18 protein-coding genes and 2 pseudogenes are annotated in these 18,491 nt (G+C 45.6%); 12 read left to right on the top strand and 8 right to left on the bottom strand.

Features of this window, described 5'->3' with window-relative positions:
- Positions 1-231: alpha/beta fold hydrolase (locus B0680_RS07000; protein ID WP_143821382.1), on the top strand; the 231-nt coding region annotated here is incomplete at its 5' end.
- Between the two features lie 297 nt (positions 232-528).
- Positions 529-1,466 (top strand): annotated as a pseudogene (locus tag B0680_RS07010) (IS30 family transposase).
- Between the two features lie 4 nt (positions 1,467-1,470).
- On the opposite strand, the gene B0680_RS07015 reads toward B0680_RS07010, so the two are convergent.
- Positions 1,471-1,791, bottom strand: coding sequence for a hypothetical protein (locus B0680_RS07015; RefSeq protein ID WP_143821383.1), 321 nt, complete (start codon positions 1,789-1,791; stop codon positions 1,471-1,473).
- 239 nt (positions 1,792-2,030) lie between these two features.
- Here B0680_RS07015 and B0680_RS07020 point away from each other — a divergent pair, with 239 nt between their 5' ends.
- The 3 genes from B0680_RS07020 to B0680_RS07030 are packed head-to-tail and all read left to right on the top strand — an operon-like array spanning position 2,031 to position 3,879.
- Positions 2,031-2,348: a YhbY family RNA-binding protein gene (locus tag B0680_RS07020; protein WP_078254392.1), complete on the top strand. Its 318-nt coding sequence runs from the start codon at positions 2,031-2,033 to the stop codon at positions 2,346-2,348.
- 10 nt (positions 2,349-2,358) lie between these two features.
- A complete protein-coding gene (locus tag B0680_RS07025; protein ID WP_078254393.1) occupies positions 2,359-3,006 on the top strand; it encodes a DOMON domain-containing protein in 648 nt (215 codons plus the stop codon).
- A 48-nt stretch (positions 3,007-3,054) separates the two neighbouring features.
- A complete protein-coding gene (locus B0680_RS07030) occupies positions 3,055-3,879 on the top strand; it encodes a hypothetical protein (RefSeq protein WP_078254394.1) in 825 nt (274 codons plus the stop codon).
- Positions 3,880-3,952: 73 nt separating this feature from the next.
- Here the strand turns inward: B0680_RS07030 and B0680_RS07035 are convergent, their stop codons facing one another.
- Positions 3,953-4,474 carry a DUF4442 domain-containing protein gene (locus B0680_RS07035; RefSeq protein WP_143821384.1) on the bottom strand — a complete coding sequence of 174 codons (522 nt, stop codon included), beginning with the start codon at positions 4,472-4,474 and terminating at the stop codon, positions 3,953-3,955.
- Between the two features lie 253 nt (positions 4,475-4,727).
- On the opposite strand from B0680_RS07035, the gene uvrC reads away from it, so the two are divergent.
- Positions 4,728-6,572, top strand: a complete 1,845-nt coding sequence (gene uvrC / locus B0680_RS07040; protein ID WP_228143771.1) for an excinuclease ABC subunit UvrC — start codon at positions 4,728-4,730, stop codon at positions 6,570-6,572.
- Positions 6,573-6,643: 71 nt separating this feature from the next.
- On the opposite strand, the gene lysA is transcribed toward uvrC, so the two are convergent.
- Positions 6,644-7,954: a diaminopimelate decarboxylase gene (gene lysA / locus B0680_RS07045; RefSeq protein ID WP_078254396.1), complete on the bottom strand. Its 1,311-nt coding sequence runs from the start codon at positions 7,952-7,954 to the stop codon at positions 6,644-6,646.
- 54 nt (positions 7,955-8,008) lie between these two features.
- Positions 8,009-8,176 (bottom strand): LPS translocon maturation chaperone LptM, encoded by a 168-nt coding sequence (gene lptM / locus B0680_RS07050; RefSeq protein ID WP_143821385.1) that lies wholly within the window; start codon positions 8,174-8,176, stop codon positions 8,009-8,011.
- A gap of 336 nt (positions 8,177-8,512) precedes the next feature.
- Here lptM and B0680_RS07055 point away from each other — a divergent pair, with 336 nt between their 5' ends.
- From B0680_RS07055 to B0680_RS07065, 3 genes and pseudogenes are all read left to right on the top strand, one after another.
- Entirely contained in the window at positions 8,513-9,697 is a 1,185-nt protein-coding gene (locus tag B0680_RS07055; protein WP_078254398.1) for an acetate/propionate family kinase, read from the top strand.
- Positions 9,698-10,169: 472 nt separating this feature from the next.
- Positions 10,170-11,162: pseudogene (gene pta, locus B0680_RS07060) on the top strand (phosphate acetyltransferase); the annotation flags it as partial.
- Between the two features lie 145 nt (positions 11,163-11,307).
- The gene (locus tag B0680_RS07065) at positions 11,308-11,661 is read left to right on the top strand and encodes a hypothetical protein (protein WP_143821386.1); all 354 of its coding nucleotides are present in this window, start codon (positions 11,308-11,310) and stop codon (positions 11,659-11,661) included.
- Between the two features lie 54 nt (positions 11,662-11,715).
- Here the strand turns inward: B0680_RS07065 and B0680_RS07070 are convergent, their stop codons facing one another.
- Positions 11,716-12,585, bottom strand: coding sequence for a DMT family transporter (locus tag B0680_RS07070; RefSeq protein ID WP_078254485.1), 870 nt, complete (start codon positions 12,583-12,585; stop codon positions 11,716-11,718).
- Between the two features lie 356 nt (positions 12,586-12,941).
- Here B0680_RS07070 and B0680_RS07075 point away from each other — a divergent pair, with 356 nt between their 5' ends.
- From B0680_RS07075 to B0680_RS07085, 3 genes are all read left to right on the top strand, one after another.
- On the top strand, positions 12,942-13,691 hold the full coding sequence (locus B0680_RS07075; RefSeq protein WP_078254401.1) for an electron transfer flavoprotein subunit beta/FixA family protein: 750 nt from the start codon (positions 12,942-12,944) through the stop codon (positions 13,689-13,691).
- 30 nt (positions 13,692-13,721) lie between these two features.
- Complete coding sequence (locus B0680_RS07080; RefSeq protein WP_078254402.1) at positions 13,722-14,651, top strand: electron transfer flavoprotein subunit alpha/FixB family protein; 930 nt, start codon at positions 13,722-13,724, stop codon at positions 14,649-14,651.
- 341 nt (positions 14,652-14,992) lie between these two features.
- The gene (locus tag B0680_RS07085) at positions 14,993-15,670 is read left to right on the top strand and encodes a hypothetical protein (protein ID WP_078254403.1); all 678 of its coding nucleotides are present in this window, start codon (positions 14,993-14,995) and stop codon (positions 15,668-15,670) included.
- A gap of 83 nt (positions 15,671-15,753) precedes the next feature.
- On the opposite strand, the gene B0680_RS07090 is transcribed toward B0680_RS07085, so the two are convergent.
- The 3 genes from B0680_RS07090 to B0680_RS07100 all read right to left on the bottom strand — a co-directional run bounded on the left by B0680_RS07090 (position 15,754) and on the right by B0680_RS07100 (position 18,480).
- Positions 15,754-16,623 carry a metallophosphoesterase gene (locus B0680_RS07090; protein ID WP_078254404.1) on the bottom strand — a complete coding sequence of 290 codons (870 nt, stop codon included), beginning with the start codon at positions 16,621-16,623 and terminating at the stop codon, positions 15,754-15,756.
- An 11-nt stretch (positions 16,624-16,634) separates the two neighbouring features.
- Positions 16,635-17,408: a TrmH family RNA methyltransferase gene (locus B0680_RS07095; RefSeq protein WP_078254405.1), complete on the bottom strand. Its 774-nt coding sequence runs from the start codon at positions 17,406-17,408 to the stop codon at positions 16,635-16,637.
- Between the two features lie 73 nt (positions 17,409-17,481).
- Complete coding sequence (locus B0680_RS07100; protein WP_078254406.1) at positions 17,482-18,480, bottom strand: class 1 fructose-bisphosphatase; 999 nt, start codon at positions 18,478-18,480, stop codon at positions 17,482-17,484.
- Positions 18,481-18,491 lie beyond the last annotated feature (11 nt).

Consider the following 18,491-nt stretch of genomic DNA (forward strand, 5'->3'; position numbering starts at 1 on the left):
GCTGCATTGCAAGGTGGTGAAGAATATTGGAACAGATTAAACGAAATCAAACAACCCACCTTAATTATCCACGGAACAGACGACAAAATTTGGCATTATAAGAATGCAGGTTTTTTACTAGAAAAAATAAAAGGTTCAAATCTAATCACCCTTGAAGGTACAGGACACGAATTACACGTTGATGATTGGAAATCAATAATTGATGGAATAGAAAAACACATAAATGACTGATAAACAAAAACAACGACCCGCTAACAATGTATATAAAAAATAGGCGAAACAGTAGTAAATTCAAGGCTTTTGGCTCGTATTATACTTTGTGCTTAACCGAAAATTTGGCACTTCGAAATCGCCTACTTTTCATATACTAACCGTTGGCGGTAATGTAAGAAAACACTAGAATATGGAATCATTTGACACATTGGTTGAAGGAATAAATGAAGCTGAATTTACAATCCAAGTGCAACAAAAAAAGAAGTACTCATCAACTAGAATATAATTTTGTTTCCACACAAAAACCACTTCCAAATGATGAGTACTTCCTACCGACATCTTACAATAAACGAGCGAGAAAAGATAATGATTTTACTCGCACAGGGCAAAAAACAAGCAGAAATTGCCAAAGCACTGGGACGTAGCTCCAGCACCATAGTGCAACGAACGCACAAAACAGCTATTTGAAGCATCGTCAAAATAGCAAAGCACAGCGCAAATTAGAGCAGCCTGAATATTTCAATTTGGTGCAAGAAAAGTTTCTGACAGAAAACTGGTCTCCCGAACAAATCAGTGCACGATTAAAATTGGAAAAATCTGAATTATCCATTAGTTATTCAACCATTTATCGTGGTATTTATTCAGGGCTGTTTGATATAGGAGAACGCAAAGCCAGTCGCAAACTGCGCCACAAAGGCAAAACACGGCATACAAAAAATCATCATGAAAAACGTGGCAAAATTCAGATATCCAACCATTTGAACGACCGTCCCATTTCGGCGCAAAATCGCAGTCGCTTTGGACATTGGGAAGCCAATACCGTACTGGGTAAAGCGGGTGGAGCTTGTTTGCTGACGCTGACGGAACGCAAAAGTCGTTTTGAGTTGGTGAAGAAAATTCCTGCCAAAAAAGCCGAAGCAGTCCAAAAAGCCATGATTGAATTGCTGGATTCACATATATTGCGGTCAATTACGCCAGACCGTGGTAAAGAATTTGCCCAACATCGTTTGGTAACAGAAGCACTGGGCGTAGAATTTTACTTCCCTGAGCCACATCAACCATGGACACGGGGAACGAATGAAAACACAAATGGGTTACTTCGTGAATACTTTCCGAAGCACCAAGACATCAATCAGTGGAGCGAAGTTGATATTCAACAGGTGATCAATAAACTGAATTTACGACCACGTAAATGTTTAGGTTGGAAAACACCTTATGAAGTTTACTTCAAAAAATCGTTGCACTTGGTTTGACAATTCAAGAGGTAATATTAACCTTTTGAGCAGAAATGCCTTGCATATCAAAGCTGACAGATTTGCCATCAATGGTAACTGTCGCTACATTGTTTGTAGCAGCGGTCGCTTGATTTGCGCCAGCGACTTGATTGCTGCCTAGATTGATTTGGTTGCCTTTGATGGCGTTGTTCGTTGTATTGCTATTGGTTGAACCTGTGGTTGGGCTGGTAACAACTGGCGTGGTTGTTGTACTACTGCTTGACGAAGAGCCACCGCTACTGCACGCAGCTAGGGCGATGGCTGACATACTAACCGCTAAGACTTTAACTACTGAAACTGTCATAATTTCTCCTTAAAATACGGTGTCAATAACCGAAAAAACAGTTGGTTTGTACAAAAGCTTAATATTTGTACAAATATACAGTACAGGATTGCAATAAGGTAGCAACTAGTAGTTAAGATAACATTTTTAAAAGTGTTGTCAAGTTTTTGGCAAAATCTTATGTTATTTTTTTTATTTGGATGAAAAGTTAAGCTTGGTTTGATATAATAAACGCTTTAAAATGTATCTTACGAGTTCATATGAGCAAAAAAGCAAAACTTCAAGACATCAAAGCCCTGCGTGGCATCGGCCATCAGCTTAGCCCAATCGTCATCGTCGGCGCAAACGGTCTTACCCCAACCCTAATCGAAGAAGTGGCACGCGCCTTGCACGACCACGAACTCATCAAAATCAAAATCCCAGCAGGTTCAGCCGATGAACGCAAAGAGTGCGCCAATGCCATCGCTGCTGCTACTGAGTCTGAAGTGATTCACCACATCGGACGCATGGTGCTACTACTGCGTGCCAACCCTGAGCCAAATCCAAAGCTATCTAACCTAAGCCGTTTTGGTTTTTGATGGTTATCTGATGAATCTGCATCGGTTATTGTTTACGCATCGTGTGATTGAGACGGTGCGTACATTTCCCCTAATCGCTGTCATTGATGGCGATTTTGTGCATTTGGACAAGGTGGTATCAGTGCCCGCCATCACAGCATCTGTGTCGGTGATGGATGGTGCGATGCAGGTGAGCTTTATGGTAGAAAAAACTTGCCACACCAAAGATGTGTTTGCGGTGGCGGACTTGGGCGAATCTGCCAAGCAATTACCCATGTGCCGAGCGGATTTTTTGTGGCAACAAGATTGCTTTGAGTGCTTTATCGGTCATATGGATGAGCCTGCTTATCTAGAAATCAATGCCAATACCGCAGGTGAATTTAATAGCTATCAGTTTGATGACTATCGCACACCCGATGTGATGCCACCTGTGGCAAATCATGCGTACGACGTACAAAGCTTTGCCCATCAAGATGAAGTAGCATTTTGCTTTGGCTTTGAAGTGGCTAATGAAGCGACAGAAACTACGACAAGCATCGATGTAGCACGGCTAAAGATTAACCCAACGGTGATTTTATACCCTGTGATTGATAGTCAAGCTGTGCCGATTTATTATGCATATCAGCATGCTGTACCACCTGATTTTCATCAGCGGGCAGTGTGGCAGAATGTGGTATAATAATTTACAAAGTCTAATTATTTGGTTTAATATATGCAAGGAGTTTAAATGTTAAAATATGCTACCGCCACGCTATTATTATCGATGGCAACTGTGTCATATGCTGCACCTGTGGACTGGACTCCTTTTTTGGATAGTATGCAGTATAATTGTGATGCTAGTACTATTACTGCCATTTTACCTGTAGATCCACAAACTGAATCTGTAACACCTAAAATACCCAAAAAACTCAAATCAAGTGTGATTAGCATTTCACCGGAATACGATGGTGCCGTAGCAGAAGTCACGCTAAATTTGAAAAATGCAACCGCATTTGGTCAGTCGCTAAAAGTATTAAAAGTGGGCTATGGCATGGTTGAAGGCGGTCTATCTGTGCAAATGAAATTTGCCAATCAAGATTTTATGAAATTATTGCCATCCTTTTTTGCAGGAAATGTTGATCATATTGAACATGCTGGCACAAAGAAGTATTGGGTTAGTGAAATAAGAAATATGCCACAGTATGATTCTAATGGGGTGTGGCTAAATAGTGAAGATGAAGTATTAAAAACCTATCAATCCACCTTTTATAAAAAGAATGCGGGCAGAGAGTTGGGAGTTGCATATTGGGCAGCAAAACCGGACAGTCCTGATTTTTACGATTCTTTTCGAAGGGAGTTGAAAAAGCGCGGGTTTTACACGCAACAAAAGACTATTTATAATCAATTGATTAAAAGCAAATTTTTTAAAGATGAAGATGTGGGTATTGTCACTTATATGACGAATGGGTCAGGCTATGTGATTGAGGATGATGAGATAATAGAACTGGAATTTAGTAAAACCAACAAAAGTATTTCTTGTACTGTAACGCAAAGGCAGGAGATTTTATTGTAGGCAAAGTTTGGGATGTTGGTATGGACATTTAATAAATGTAATACACTACAATCAAACCCGCCCAAACTTTTTCTTAAGCTTTTTCTAATCGCTTGATGCCAATGGTTTTGGTCACTTTGGCGATGATTTTTTGTTGGCTGTCGGTGATGTCGATGTGATAATCACGGTGGATGGTATCACCTGATTTGGCAAGCTCAAGAATCTCAAGCACTTCATCTGTACTGATTTTGATACGGGCGGTGACCTTATCATCGGTAGTGCTTAGATACTCGATGGTCGATGAGATATCCCAGACCTGATAGTCCTTGCCGAGCTTATGTGCCAGCATGGTGCAGATAAATGGGTCGGTCATCATATGCATACTGGCACCAAACTGCGTACTAGTTAGGCTCTTATTCAGCCGTGTCATCGGCAGTCCCACCACGCATAAGCCATTGTCCAGATCCACCATCTCAAGGCGAATGCCTGCACCCAGAAACGGTGCAAAAGTATTCAGCTTGCTTTTGATGATGTGTGGTACAAGCTGTGGATAAGTGGCTTCTTTGCCTTGTTTAATCAGCTTGCCGAGTTTGTTTTTGGCGGTCGTTAGAGCCATGTATCGATCCTCAAAATTATCGCAGTATTGTGCCATATTTTGTAGATGAAATAAAGCTGTTTAATTTTTGTGCAGGATAAATGCGTCTTTTGTTGATGCCTGAGTTGATCAAATTTGTGCTAAAATAATGCATCTTTTGTGATGATGTTTTGCTATGCCGACCAACCAAGACCGCCCAGATTTAGACCAACTCATTGATGAGATGAACGAGCCTATCGATGATGAAATGGTGCTGCCAGTATCCAAGCAGGTGATGTCACGCAATGTATTGGCGGATGGTGTCGATCGCAAGGCACATCTGTCGGCATTGGTCAAAGGCTTACCCAACTTGCCTGGGGTATATAAGATGCTGGGCAAAACTGGCGACATCCTATATGTCGGCAAAGCCAAATCGCTCAAAAATCGGGTCAATAGCTACTTTGCCAAGACCATCGAACATCCAAAGACTCAAGCGCTCGTACAGCGAATCTATGATGTCGAAATCATCACCACCACCAGCGAGACCGAAGCGTTATTGCTTGAACAAAATTTAATCAAAAATCATCTACCACCTTATAATGTCATCCTAAGAGACGATAAGTCCTATCTGTATGTCTATGTCAGTACGGATAAATTTCCACGCTTGGGTATCGGTCGGGGCAAGGGTAATCATGTACAAGGGCGGTTCTTTGGGCCTTATCCATCGGCTACGAGTGCCAAGACGTCACTTGCACTGATGCAAAAGCTATTTATGCTAAGAAGCTGCACCAATAATTTTTTTAATCAGCGTAAACGCCCTTGTCTAGAATACCAAATCAAACGCTGCAAGGCACCGTGTGTTGGCATGGTATCGCAGGCAGAATATGATGCTGATGTCGATGCGACCTTGAAATTTTTGCAGGGTGATACAGGGCAGATTCAAACAATGCTCATTGCCAAGATGGAAGAAGCGGCATCGCAGATGAATTTTGAACAGGCGGTGTTTTATCGAGATCGCTTGACGATGATTAATGATTTGTCTGCCAAGCAGTCGGTGTATCGACTCGATGGCGAGGCAGATGTCTTTGCCATCACTGAGCAAGCAGGCGTGACGGCGATTCATGTGCTGACGGTGCGCGGTGGGCAGGTATTGGGTGGTAAGAATTATTTTCCGGATGAGATTGCACCTGATGCCAAGCATCTGGGTGAGAAACTGTCTGAGTTTTTGCTGTCGTTTTATTTTCAGGTGAGTGATGATTTGCCAAGCGAAATCATCATCAATGCCGCACTTGAAGATGCCGATGCGGTGAGTGAGGCGTTGGCAAGTCAGTTTGGGCATAAGACCACCATCAAGCACCGAGTGCAGACACATCGAGCAGATTGGCTCAATATCGCCACACTCAATGCCAATAATGCACTAGCCGCACAGCTCAAAGACCACCGAGAGCTACACGCGCGCTTTGAGGCACTTAGAGTGGCGCTTGATGGCGTAACAGATCGCACCATTGATCGTATCGAGTGCTTTGACATCAGTCATACGATGGGTGAAGCGGCGATTGGTTCGTGCGTGGTGTTTGACCAAGGTGGTGCACGTAAGCGAGACTATCGCCAATACGCCATCCATGACATCACCGCAGGTGATGACTATGCTGCCATGAGGCAGGTGCTGACACGGCGATATAGCAAACAGCCACTGCCTGATTTGCTACTTGTTGATGGCGGTAAGGGTCAGCTCAATATCGCCATCGAAGTGCTGACGGCACTTGGTAAGCTAGATGATACCTTGCTTGTGAGTGTGGCAAAAGGCGAAGGGCGTAAAGCAGGGCTTGAGGTGCTGCATTTTGTCAATCATGAGCCACTAGACTTACCTGCTGATAGCAAGGCATTACACCTAATCATGCAGGTGCGTGATGAAGCACACCGTTTCGCCATCACAGCCCACCGCAAAAAGCGTGATAAGAAACGAGCAGGCTCGGTGCTTGAAGTTATTCCGGGGCTTGGGGCAACACGTCGCCGTGATTTGCTCAATCATTTTGGCGGCATGGGGCAGCTACTGGGTGCATCCGAAAAAGACATCAGCGAAGTCAAGGGTATTGGCAAAGTCTTGGCAAGTACGATTTATAAGGCATTGCACGGCTGATTTTGGAAAAAAAGATGAGCAATCGACACTGCTCATCTTTTTTTATTTTCATGACTTGCTAAACTTGCTCATTAAGCAATCTCATCACGCCACAGATCTGATAGTACTTCACGCTTACGCACCACACGATGCGCGCCGTCATTGACCATCACTTCACAAGGGCGTGGACGAGTGTTGTAGTTGCTCGCCATCGTAAAGCCATAAGCGCCTGCACCTGTCACCGCCAAAGTATCACCGACAGACAGTGACAGCAGGCGATCTTTACCAATAAAATCGCTCGACTCGCAGACTGTGCCGACCACATCCCATACTTTTTCGTCGCCCGATTTGGATAGGTCTGTCGGGATAATCGCCATCACCGACTCATACAGCGCAGGGCGAATCAGCTCGCTCATTGAGCTATCGACGATGGCGAAGTTCTTAAACTCGGTAGGCTTTAGCACATCGACACTGGTCAAGAGTACGCCTGTATTGGCAACCAAGCTACGACCCGGCTCTAGGTATAGCTTAAGCCCTAGTGCTTTTAGGCGTGGCAAAAGTAGCTTGGCATAGTCATCGACGCTGACAGGGTTTTCGTCAATATAACGCACGCCAAGACCGCCGCCAAGGTCAATATGATTAAGCGTGATACCATTGGCAGATAGCTCATCAATTAGCTCGATAAGCTTATCAAGTGCATCACTAAAGCCCTGTGCATCGAGTAGCTGTGAGCCGATATGGCAGTCGATACCAGTGATTTGTAGATTTGGTAGGCTATTGGCGTGCAGATAAGCGGCCACCGCCTGTTCATGACTGATGCCAAATTTATTATCTTTCATGCCAGTTGAGATATACGGATGCGTCTTGGCATCGACATCAGGATTGATACGCAGGGAGATGCGAGCGGTTTTGCCAAGCTTCACTGCCACACGACTGATACTATCAAGCTCGCTCACCGCTTCGACATTAAAGCAGTGGATATCGGCACTTAGCGCATATTCGATATCGTCATGGGTTTTGCCCACGCCTGAATAGACGACTTTTTTGGCATCGGTGACTTGTAGCACACGAGCCAACTCACCTTTTGAGACGATATCGAAGCCTGCACCAGCATCGGCTAGGGTCTTTAGCACCGCAAGATTTGAGTTGGCTTTGATAGCGTAGCAAATCTGATGCTCAATCTCATCAAATGCTTGTGTATAAGCATGATAATTATCCAATAACGCACGGCGTGAATAGACATACAGGGGCGTGCCATAGTGTGATTTTAAAGTTTGGCTACTGACACCATCAATATGTAGGATATTATCCACATAAGAAAAATACGGCAAAGCATCGGTCAATACACTAGCATCAATGCTAAGCGCACCATCAATGGTACGACTGGCAGGCAAAAAAGTCATTAGAATCTCTTATTATTTGGTCAATATTTAGTCAATGATGGAGAATTGGGTTAATTAATAATCATCTGGATTGATGGTCGTCGCATCGCCATTAGTGTCGATACTTGGCGTGCTATCAATGGCAGGCGTGCTGTCTGTCGGCAGGTATAATGCGCCTTTTTGACCGCAGGCGGTGAGCAAAACGGCAGAGCCAATCAAAAGCCATGCTAAAGTGTGTTTCATGGTCGCTATCCAAAATGCTTGAGAATAAAATGCTCTCATTGTAGCATAATTTCAGATACTTACGCCAAAATTGTCAGGTTTTTTGGCAAAAAATTTCATGCCACAAGCCAAGCGATGGTTCATTATTTTGTCAATATTTTGTTAAATTGTATCAAGTGGCTTGGGTGCGTGGCGGTGATTTGACTTGCCAAGATGGATTAATTTATTCAAATCTATGATTTATAGCTTGACAATAGGGTCAATCAAGGTTAATTTATTTGGTTATCCATACAAAAAATGTGGGCGGACAAACCCATATGGAACATCAACAACAAATCACATCACGTCGGAGCATTTATGAGCTTAGTGAATCCTACTCTAGTCCTGAACTGCGGTTCATCATCAATCAAATACGCCCTAATCAGCGAAGATGGCGAAAGCCGTATCGAAGGTTTGGCAGAAGGCTTGGGCAACCCTGAAGCACGCATCAAGCACAAAAACCTAGATGGCGAAGCAACCGTAATCGAGATTCCAAACGGCGTCCATGCTGATGCTCTAAAAGTCATCCTAGAAGATCTAATCAAAGAACACAAGCCTGTGGCAGTGGGTCATCGTGTCGTACATGGCGGTGATAAATTCAAATCAGCGACCGTCATCACTGATGAAGTGCTAGCGACCATCGATGAGCTGACCACACTTGCACCACTACACAACCCTGCAAACGCTGCTGGTATCCGTGCGATCAATAGCATCTATCCTGATTTGCCACAAGTGGCGATCTTTGATACCGCCTTCCACCAAACCATGCCTGCGCACGCTTATCGCTATGCTGTGCCAAAAGCACTATACACTGAGCACCAAATCCGTCGCTATGGCTTCCACGGCTCATCACACGCTTATGTGTCAAACCGTGCTAGCGAGCTGACTGACAAAGCAGGTACACATGGCTGGATCATCGCTCACCTAGGTAACGGCTGCTCGGCAACTGCGGTCTATGACGGCAAAAGCCAAGACACCAGCATGGGTATCACCCCGCTAGAAGGCTTAATGATGGGTACTCGTAGCGGTGATGTTGATCCAGGTCTGCACATCCATCTAAGCCGCACTCTAGGTATGTCGATCGATGAGATTGATACACTATTGAACAAAAAGAGCGGTCTATTGGGCGTATCAACCGTTTCAAACGATATGCGTAACCTAGAAGCCGCCGACAAAGAAGGCAACGAAGATGCCAAGCTTGCACTACAAATGTTCGCTTATCGCACTGCCAAATATATCCTAGGCTTGACCGCTGCTTTGCCTGAGCTGACTGGTATTGCATTTACTGGTGGTGTGGGCGAAAATGGCGCTGATATGCGCGCTGCCATCGTCGGCGCACTCAAGCACATCGGTGCAAAAGCGGACTTGGCAAAAAATGCTGAGCTATTCCGTGGTGCAGAAGGTAGCTTCCACGCGGCAGATTCAGCGGTTGAGCTGTGGGTTATCCCAACTGACGAAGAATTCCAAATCGCTAGCGAAAGCCGTGCGGTGCTTGGTCTGTGATCATAAAAACGCACTGTTTTTGACGGTGCGTTTTTGATTGATTTTAAGTTAATTAGCTAGATAAAGATAATTTTTAGGAAAAACTATGACGACAATTTTACTTGTGCCTGTCGAAGAATTTGACATCGATGGCTTTGCAACCAAAACCGCTGACAATGCGTTTTTGCCATTTGCATCATTTGGTCAAGCGGCATTTGAAACAGCTTTGGCAAAGAACAATCTAGATGATTTGCTTGAGCTGATCTATGCCAAAGCAAATGAAAACAGCGACGCCATCAAGGTTGTGGCAGGTATCAATCCAAAACATCCGTATGCCAACCAAGTCAACCGTGATTTGGCACTAGCGCTAGATGCTGATGTGGTATTGGTGGGTGATAACACAGCACTACTTAGCATCGGCAAGGCAGTGTATGGCGAGCGTGTAGTCGGTGAAGTTGCAACCACAGGCGATGCCAAAGCATTTATCAAAGCAGGCACCCGTAAGCCAAATCTATCACCATCGGCGTTCCGTGTTGAGCTGGTCAAAAAAGCTCAAGCCGCCAAAAAACGCATCGTCCTACCAGAAGGTGCTGAACCACGCACGGTCGAAGCAGCGGTGATTTGCCAAACTCGTGGCATCGCTGACTGTATCTTGCTAGCGACCAAAGACGAAGTACAAAAAGTCGCTGATGAAAAAGGTCTAACCCTACCAAGCGATCTACAAATCATTGATCCTGCCACTTTGCAAGAGCAATATGTCGCACCGATGGTTGAGCGTCGTAAGGGTAAGCTTGATGAAGCAGGGGCAAAAGAGCAACTCCAAGACACTGTCGTACTGGGTACGATGATGCTACAAATGGGCGATGTCGATGGCTTGGTATCAGGTGCGATTCACACCACAGCGAACACCATCCGTCCTGCGTTTCAGCTGATCAAAACTGCACCGCAGTACAGCCTAGTATCTAGCTGTTTCTTTATGCTGCTGCCTGAATCTGTAGCGGTCTATGCTGACTGTGCAGTGAACCCAAATCCAAACGCCGAAGAGCTGGCAGAGATCGCTATCCAAACTGCTGATTCAGCAAAAGCCTTTGGCATCGAGCCAAAAGTAGCAATGATCAGCTACTCAACTGGTACATCAGGTGCAGGCGCGGATGTTGATCTTGTGGCAAATGCAACCGAAATCGTCCGCCAAAGAAAGCCAGAATTGGCAGTCGATGGCCCGCTACAATACGATGCAGCAGTAGTTGAGAGCGTGGCAAAATCAAAAGCGCCAAACTCACCTGTAGCAGGTCAGGCGAATGTCTTTATTTTCCCAAGCTTATCAGTGGGTAATGCGCTGTATAAAGCGGTACAACGCAACGCCAATGTCATCGCTGTCGGCCCAATGCTACAAGGTCTGAACAAGCCTGTCAATGACCTATCTCGTGGCTGCTTGGTAGATGACATCGTTTATACCATCGCCTTGACTGCGATTCAAGCGGTTTGATGATTGGCTGACTGATACCAAGTCATCCTGCAAATACCGTCTGCCTATGGGTGGGCGGTATTTGCTATGTAAAAATAATTCTACAAAAAATCTTTTGAATGTGCTAATGTAGTACTTATTTTTTGTTAATCAACCGGAGTGTATGATGAAGTCGGTCAAAGTACTTGCTGTAGCAGTTGTGGCAATGGCTACACTGAGCAACCCAGCTTACGCCAATACTGCAAAATATCAAAAAATCGATAGAGTGTTTAAGAAGTGCTTTAGGGAAGCTCAAGCATCGGCGCCCGCGAATAATTGTATTGAGAATGCTGTTAATGGCTATGTAAAATTATTCAATAAGTCTCAGAAGGCTAGATTTCAAAAAGCAGATAAGCAATGCATAGCTAAACATCAAGGTATTCAACCTGACGGCTTGCCGTATTCTGATACTGGCTATCAAAGAGAGGCATTTCTATTATGCCAATATGATGCGGTTAAAGCGATTGCAAAAAGAAAATAACCACACATAACCACAAAACAGGGCGATTAATATTTGCCCTGTTTTTTTAAATTCTTACCGCACCACCCACCGCCACGGCTGTAGTGCCCCAAGCGCCATACCGATGAGACCGCAGACCATGATGGGATTGAGCGACTCACCAAGCAGTGGCACGGCTAGGATACTTGCGATAAATGGCGCAAGATTGGCGATGCTACCCGCCTTAAACAGTCCAATTTTTTCCACCGCCTTGGCATAAGTAAGCGTCGCCACGATCACCACCGCAATGCCGTGAAACAGCCCCTGCACCGCCAAATGTAGTGGCTCGGCATGGGCAAACTGTGGCGTCACAAACATCGCATACACAGGCAGATACAGCACCGCCGACCAGATGCCGACACCGCTCATCACCTGCCACGGCGTAAATGACCATCTGCGTAGCAGCACCGAAAACAGCCCCCAGCACACCGCACTGCCGACGAACATCGCATCCCCCACGCCAAAGCCACCATCGGTCATCGACATCATCACCGTCATAGCAATCAGCGTGATGACGATGATGGATAGCCCGATACCTGTTTGGCGATCGACTTTTTGCCCGAGCATCAGATAGGCGATCAGTGCGGCAAATAGCGGAAAAGTCCCGTTCAAAAACACCACGCCATGCACCACGGGCGCATAAAAAAATCCACTATACACAAACACACAATAGCCGATACTACCCGACAGCGCCAATAGCACCATGCGATAATCGAACAAAAAGCGATAGTCTTTTTTTAGCCACAAAATCGGCAACAAAATCATCGCCGCTATCCCAAATCGCATGGCAAGCACATCCCATACTTGGATTTGCCAATAGGCGTTTAGCCGTGCAATCAGGCTAAAACTGCCCCAAATCAGCATGGTAATGAGGGTAAAAAAATAACCTTGTTGGTCATCGGTCATCGTGGCGAGTGTTTTCATGGCGGTATCTGTCGTGACGGAAGGGTCATTGTAACAGATTATCAATGGGCTGTATATCAAGGCAGGACACATCGGGTTGGTGATGACTTGTCATTATCCATCATGCCAATTGTCATCTGCTATGCCAAATGGTTCTAGGCTTATGAATGAATGTGGTTTGAGTTTTTGGGATGGATTGTTTAAGATAAAATTTGCGATTTCAAGCAATGTGACTGGGTAGTCAAAATTGGCATTTCGCCCCCAAAAAGTTGCCCCAAAAGGTTTACAAATCCCTGCTAAATGTGTACCCTATTCATTAAACTTTTTCACCTTTACATCTGAAAATTAAAGAGGACTTTATGAAGATAGTAGTTGCGGTAAAACGCGTCGTCGATCACAATGTCAAAGTGCGTGTCAAGGCAGACGAAACTGGTGTCGAGCTTGCCAATGCCAAGATGTCAGTCAATCCATTTTGTGAAATCGCCATCGAAGAAGCGGTACGCCTAAAAGAAAAAGGCGTCGCTACCGAAATCATCGCAGTGAGCGTCGGCACAACCCAAGCCCAAGAGCAAATCCGCTCAGCATTGGCACTGGGTGCTGACCGTGGTATCTTGGTTGAGACTGATGCCAAGCCATATCCGCTACAAGTTGCTAAAATCCTAAAAGGCATCGCCGAACAAGAAGGCGCGCAAATCGTCCTACTTGGTAAGCAAGCCATCGATGATGACAATAACCAAACCGGTCAGATGCTAGCGGCACTGATGGGTGTGGGTCAAGGTACTTTTGCATCAGAAGTGGTCGTCGAAGGTGATAAAGTAAATGTCACTCGTGAGATTGACGGTGGCCTGCAAACCGTTGCCTTGCCACTGCCTGCGGTCATCACCACCGACTTGCGTCTGAACGAACCACGCTTCCCAAAACTGCCAAACATCATGGCAGCCAAGAAAAAACCACTAGAAACCAAGACGCCAGCGGACTTCGGTGTGGATATGACTTCTAAGCTTGAGACGCTAAAAGTCGTTGCGCCAAAAGAGCGTTCAGCAGGTGTCAAAGTGGCTTCTGTTGATGAGCTGATTGACAAGCTAAAAAATGAAGCACGCGTCATCTAATACGGTTATTACAGATTAAGGATAAGAATTATGGCAATTTTAGTCTATGCAGAACACGACAATAAAGAATTAAAATCAGCAACGCTCGCCACCGTAACCGCTGCGACCAAGATGGGTGGTGACGTGCATCTATTGGTTGCAGGTGCAGGCTGTCAAGCAGTCGCTGACCAAGCTGCCAAAGTCGCAGGCGTCAGCAAAGTATTGCTAGCGGACAATGCCGCCTATGCCAATCAGCTGGCTGAGAATGTCTCGCTATTGGTCAAAGACCTAGCGGCAGGCTATAGCCACATCGTCGCACCTGCGACCACCACAGGCAAGAACTTCCTGCCACGCGTCGCAGCGCTACTGGATGTCAGCATGGTATCAGACATCACCGCTGTGGTTGATGCCAATACCTTTGAGCGTCCAATCTACGCAGGCAACGCCACCGCTACCGTCAAATCAAGCGAATCTATCATCATCGTCAGCGTGCGTACCACTGCATTTGAGCCAGCTGAGCTGACTGGCTCAGCTGCCATCGAAGCGGTAGCGACAGCGACTGACGCAGGCAAATCAAGCTTTGTCAAAGAAGAGCTTGCAGTATCTGACCGTCCAGAGCTGACTTCGGCAAGCATCGTTGTTTCAGGTGGCCGTGCACTAGCCAGCGGTGAGAACTTCACCAAATACATCGAGCCACTAGCTGACAAGCTAGGCGCAGCGGTGGGCGCAAGCCGTGCAGCGGTGGATGCAGGCTTTGTACCGAATGACTATCAAGTCGGTCAAACTGGTAAAATCGTCGCCCCAAATCTATACATCGCTGTGGGTATCTCAGGTGCGATTCAGCATTTGGCGGGTATGAAAGACTCTAAGACCATCGTCGCTATCAATACCGACCCAGAAGCACCAATCGCAGGCGTGGCGGACTATTTCCTAGAAGGGGATTTGTTCACTGTCGTGCCAGAGCTGACTGCTAAGCTGTGATTTGATAAACATCAAAAAACCTTGAAACTGTAATGGTTTCAAGGTTTTTTATTGGGTGATGGGCTTGTTTTTTGTATGGAAGGTGTGCTTTGTATACGCTGATGGCTACCAAAAGCACGGATTAAATGATACACTGGCATTAATCAATCTTACCAAATAAATGAACTGTGGCTTATAAATTATGGGGATTGATTTGGTGAAGTACAGTACAGTAGAGTGTGTACTGCACGCCATTGAATGAATGGTTCTTGATGGTGTGTTGTATGCAACCTATGCTTGGGCTAATGATGCACTTATCACAGATAACAAAATTCAAAATTTAATAGAAGGAGAATATATCCGTGAAATCAAATAGTGAATTAAAAGATTTTTTAATAAGTGGTAATATTCTTGACGAATTCTTTTTTACTCATTTTAATATTGACTTTGATAGAATTGGTGGGTTTGGGTTTCCTTTAAAAGCCAGTTCGGGTGTAAATGCTCAAAGAATGGGGCTGGATTATCAGGAAAAATATAAAAAGAAGTCTCTAATACATTTATTAAGAGATAATCAGTCAATTTCCGTATCAACATATGATGATGACACCTTCCGCATCCAAATATTCCTAGACCAATACGGCTATCTAGGTAGGCAGTTGCCTGTTTTTTCAGAAGAAGTGATTGCTTCTAATCTGATATGGCAAAATAAATATAAAACTTATGATGAAGTCTGTCAAGCAATGCAAATCATGCTTAAGCCCTTGAATACTTATGGTGATTTTATTGAGCGCATCAAAGAAATTGAAGTGTTTAGACAATGGCAAATTATTCGCCCTGAAATGTTGCCCTTAGGTAACATCAATGATTGGTCTTGGGGAGATATTTATGGTGAATGTGGTGGTTTTATCCTTAATCAGTCCGATACCAATGAATGGCAACTGATATCAGGAAGTCGTGGTCGCACTAGCCATTCCGCCACTTTCTTTCGTGAGCAAGCTGTTTATGAATGGTTTGTGAATCTCTATCTAGGGTTGTTATAAAAGTACGGTAGAGTACATACTACACACCATAAAAAAACACAATTTAAATCAAAAAGTTGTTGTATGCACACACCACAACCATTTCACAACTGCCCCGATTTGGGATTGATGGTCAAAAACACCACTTCAGGGCGATTAAAAATCCTAGGAATATAGCGTGTCGATTCACGAGCCAGTCCACGGCTGACGATGAGCTGTGTCTGCTGACTGTGGCTTGATGGGTTGGGCAGTTGATAGCTGCCACCAGCGTATTTTGGCAGGATGCCTTGATTGGGTGCAAATAGCCCATTGATCAGATACGGCACACGCCACTGTCCACCATGTGCGTGCCCACTGATGACGATGTCAAAAGGATAGCGCGTATAATCGGTGATGTGCTCAGGGCGATGGCTGATTAAGATATTGGGCTTTTGAGCCTTGGCAAGCTGTCCAACTGTCCTGAGATCCTGTGCGAATCGGCCGCTGACAGGATCTGACACACCCCAAATCATCACAGGGCTGTCAGCACTGATGGCTTGACCTTGACCATGTAGGATATGGATACCGTATTGGCGGATTTTTTGTTCTATCTGCTGATAGGTGTCATGGGGCAGGTATAGTTCGTGATTGCCATTGACATAATAGACATTGGGCGTGATGGCAGACAACTGGGATAATAATACATCTGCGTGCGTCTGTGGCAATACATCATCATAGATATCACCGCCAAGTACGATGGCATCGATGTGTCGAGATGTCAGGATATCGATGATTTGGCTTTGGTTGTTGCCATAAAAACAGCTGTGCAAATCGGTGATGATGGCAATGCTCAGCGTCTCTGTGGCAGGTGAGTCATGCGGTGCTTGCCAAGTGTAGTGCCGTACGATGATGCGGTCATCGGTCGCGATGATACTGATAACCAATAAAATCGCAACCGCTATCCAAAACCGAATCGAGCCAAACCAATGACGCATAGTATCTAGGTCTAATACTGTCTTTGGCGGAGCATCTCATAAAAGCAGATACTGCCTGCCACGCCGACATTGAGACTCTCTTGACCACCAGGCTGCGGCAGAGCGATGGCGGTGGCTTGGTTTAGGATAGCAGCTTCGACGCCTTGACCTTCGTGTCCGAGCACCCAAGCGACCTTACCAGTCAAATCATGATCATAAATCACCTTATCCACATGACTACTGGTGGCGTACAGCGGCGTTTTGACAGATGATAGTAGTGCATCAGTACTCACCTGCTCGATGATGGTCAGCGAAAACTGCGCCCCCATGCCAGCGCGTAGGCACTTGGGCGACCAAAGGCTTGCCGACCCTGCCGTGCTGATGATGGTGCTGATACCGACCGATGATGCACTGCGAAGTAGCGTGCCGGCATTGCCTGCGTCCTGTATGCCATTTAGGATTAGGCAGTCATCCGTGATGGTGCCGAGCGCCTGTGTCGGCACATCGATGATTGCCATCACATCGACGCCATCGCCTAATGTGCGGATGTCTTTGTAGAGCTTATCGGTGATGGTGATGATGGCTCGCTCATCCATTTGTGCGATGATGGGTGCGATCTCTGGATGATGGATGGCAGTTTCGCTGATGATCAGCTTGTCCACCGTCAAGCCTTTATCCAAATAAGCGGTCAATAAATGCACACCTTCAAGCACGGTCTGCATACTTTTTTTACGAGTACGGTGATTGGTCAGTAGTGCATGAGCGTGTTTAATGGTGGGATTTTGGGCAGATGAGATGATGGTCATGATATCGTTTTTTTTGATGATAAAAATGCCACAAAAAGGGCGAAAATCTCGCCCTTAATGCTGATGGTCGGTGTTAGGCTGGCTCACCATTTGCCAAGATACCTGCTTTGGCGTGCAATTCTTTGACAAATGCCACTTCTTCGACAGCACCGAGTACCACAGGGATGCGCTGATGGATGTGTGTCGGCTCAATCTCCATGATGCGAGCCACAGCATCGGTTGATGCACCGCCTGCTTGCTCAATCACAAAGCTCATCGGATTGGCTTCGTACATCAGGCGTAGTTTGCCTGCTTTGCCAGCAATCTTGGTATCAAATGGATACATAAATACACCGCCACGGATCAAGATGCGGTGGACATCAGCAATCATCGCAGCCACCCAGCGCATATTGTAGTCTTTGTTTCGTACGCCTGTATCACCAGCGACCAGACCATCGATGTATTCTTGGATTGGTGGTAGCCAGTAGCGATGATTTGATGCGTTGATGGCGTATTCGGCGGTGGATTTGGCGATTTGTACGCGTTCATTGATAAGGATATAAGCTTGGGTATTTGGGTCAAAACTAAACATCGCCACGCCATCACCCAAAGTCAGCGCCAGCATGGTCGATGTGCCATAAATAAAGTAACCAGCGGCAACTTGGTTTTCACCTTTTTGCAAAAAATCTTCGGCAGTGGCTGTTTTGCCGACATTATGATACGGCAAAATCGAGAAAATCGTCCCAACAGTCATGTTGATGTCGATATTGCTTGAGCCATCGAGTGGATCAAACAGTACGAGCAATGAGCCATCTTCGTTGGCAGGGCTGATGTCATCAAGCTCTTCGGATGCCACGCCTGCACAGTGTGGATTACGAGTTAAAGCGCCCAGTAGCAGATCATTTGAGATGACATCGAGTTTCTTTTGGGCTTCGCCTTGGACATTTTCGTTACCCGCTTCGCCATGAATGCCAGCCAATGCACCTTTGTCCAGTAGATGGCTGATTGAGATACTGGCGGTGGCAAGCGTGGTCAAGGTGCTTGCAATCTCAGGTGTGCTATGTGTTTGCAGATAGTCGTGTAAAGTTGTCATGGTTCATCCTT

It is taken from the genome of Moraxella pluranimalium, assembly GCF_002014825.1.
Classification (GTDB): Bacteria; Pseudomonadota; Gammaproteobacteria; order Pseudomonadales; family Moraxellaceae; genus Moraxella; species Moraxella pluranimalium.

Excerpts from the sequence above, each read along its gene's own strand:
- B0680_RS07070 (WP_078254485.1), bottom strand. The coding sequence starts at position 12,585 with ATGACCGATGACCAACAAGGTTATTTTTTTACCCTCATTACCATGCTG.
- uvrC (WP_228143771.1), top strand. The coding sequence starts at position 4,728 with ATGTCACGCAATGTATTGGCGGATGGTGTCGATCGCAAGGCACATCTG.
- B0680_RS07055 (WP_078254398.1), top strand. The coding sequence starts at position 8,513 with ATGAGCTTAGTGAATCCTACTCTAGTCCTGAACTGCGGTTCATCATCA.
- B0680_RS07020 (WP_078254392.1), top strand. The coding sequence starts at position 2,031 with ATGAGCAAAAAAGCAAAACTTCAAGACATCAAAGCCCTGCGTGGCATC.
- B0680_RS07035 (WP_143821384.1), bottom strand. The coding sequence starts at position 4,474 with ATGGCTCTAACGACCGCCAAAAACAAACTCGGCAAGCTGATTAAACAA.
- B0680_RS07015 (WP_143821383.1), bottom strand. The coding sequence starts at position 1,791 with ATGACAGTTTCAGTAGTTAAAGTCTTAGCGGTTAGTATGTCAGCCATC.
- B0680_RS07065 (WP_143821386.1), top strand. The coding sequence starts at position 11,308 with ATGAAGTCGGTCAAAGTACTTGCTGTAGCAGTTGTGGCAATGGCTACA.
- lptM (WP_143821385.1), bottom strand. The coding sequence starts at position 8,176 with ATGAAACACACTTTAGCATGGCTTTTGATTGGCTCTGCCGTTTTGCTC.
- B0680_RS07090 (WP_078254404.1), bottom strand. The coding sequence starts at position 16,623 with ATGCGTCATTGGTTTGGCTCGATTCGGTTTTGGATAGCGGTTGCGATT.
- B0680_RS07075 (WP_078254401.1), top strand. The coding sequence starts at position 12,942 with ATGAAGATAGTAGTTGCGGTAAAACGCGTCGTCGATCACAATGTCAAA.
- B0680_RS07030 (WP_078254394.1), top strand. The coding sequence starts at position 3,055 with ATGTTAAAATATGCTACCGCCACGCTATTATTATCGATGGCAACTGTG.
- B0680_RS07100 (WP_078254406.1), bottom strand. The coding sequence starts at position 18,480 with ATGACAACTTTACACGACTATCTGCAAACACATAGCACACCTGAGATT.
- B0680_RS07025 (WP_078254393.1), top strand. The coding sequence starts at position 2,359 with ATGAATCTGCATCGGTTATTGTTTACGCATCGTGTGATTGAGACGGTG.
- B0680_RS07080 (WP_078254402.1), top strand. The coding sequence starts at position 13,722 with ATGGCAATTTTAGTCTATGCAGAACACGACAATAAAGAATTAAAATCA.
- lysA (WP_078254396.1), bottom strand. The coding sequence starts at position 7,954 with ATGACTTTTTTGCCTGCCAGTCGTACCATTGATGGTGCGCTTAGCATT.
- B0680_RS07095 (WP_078254405.1), bottom strand. The coding sequence starts at position 17,408 with ATGACCATCATCTCATCTGCCCAAAATCCCACCATTAAACACGCTCAT.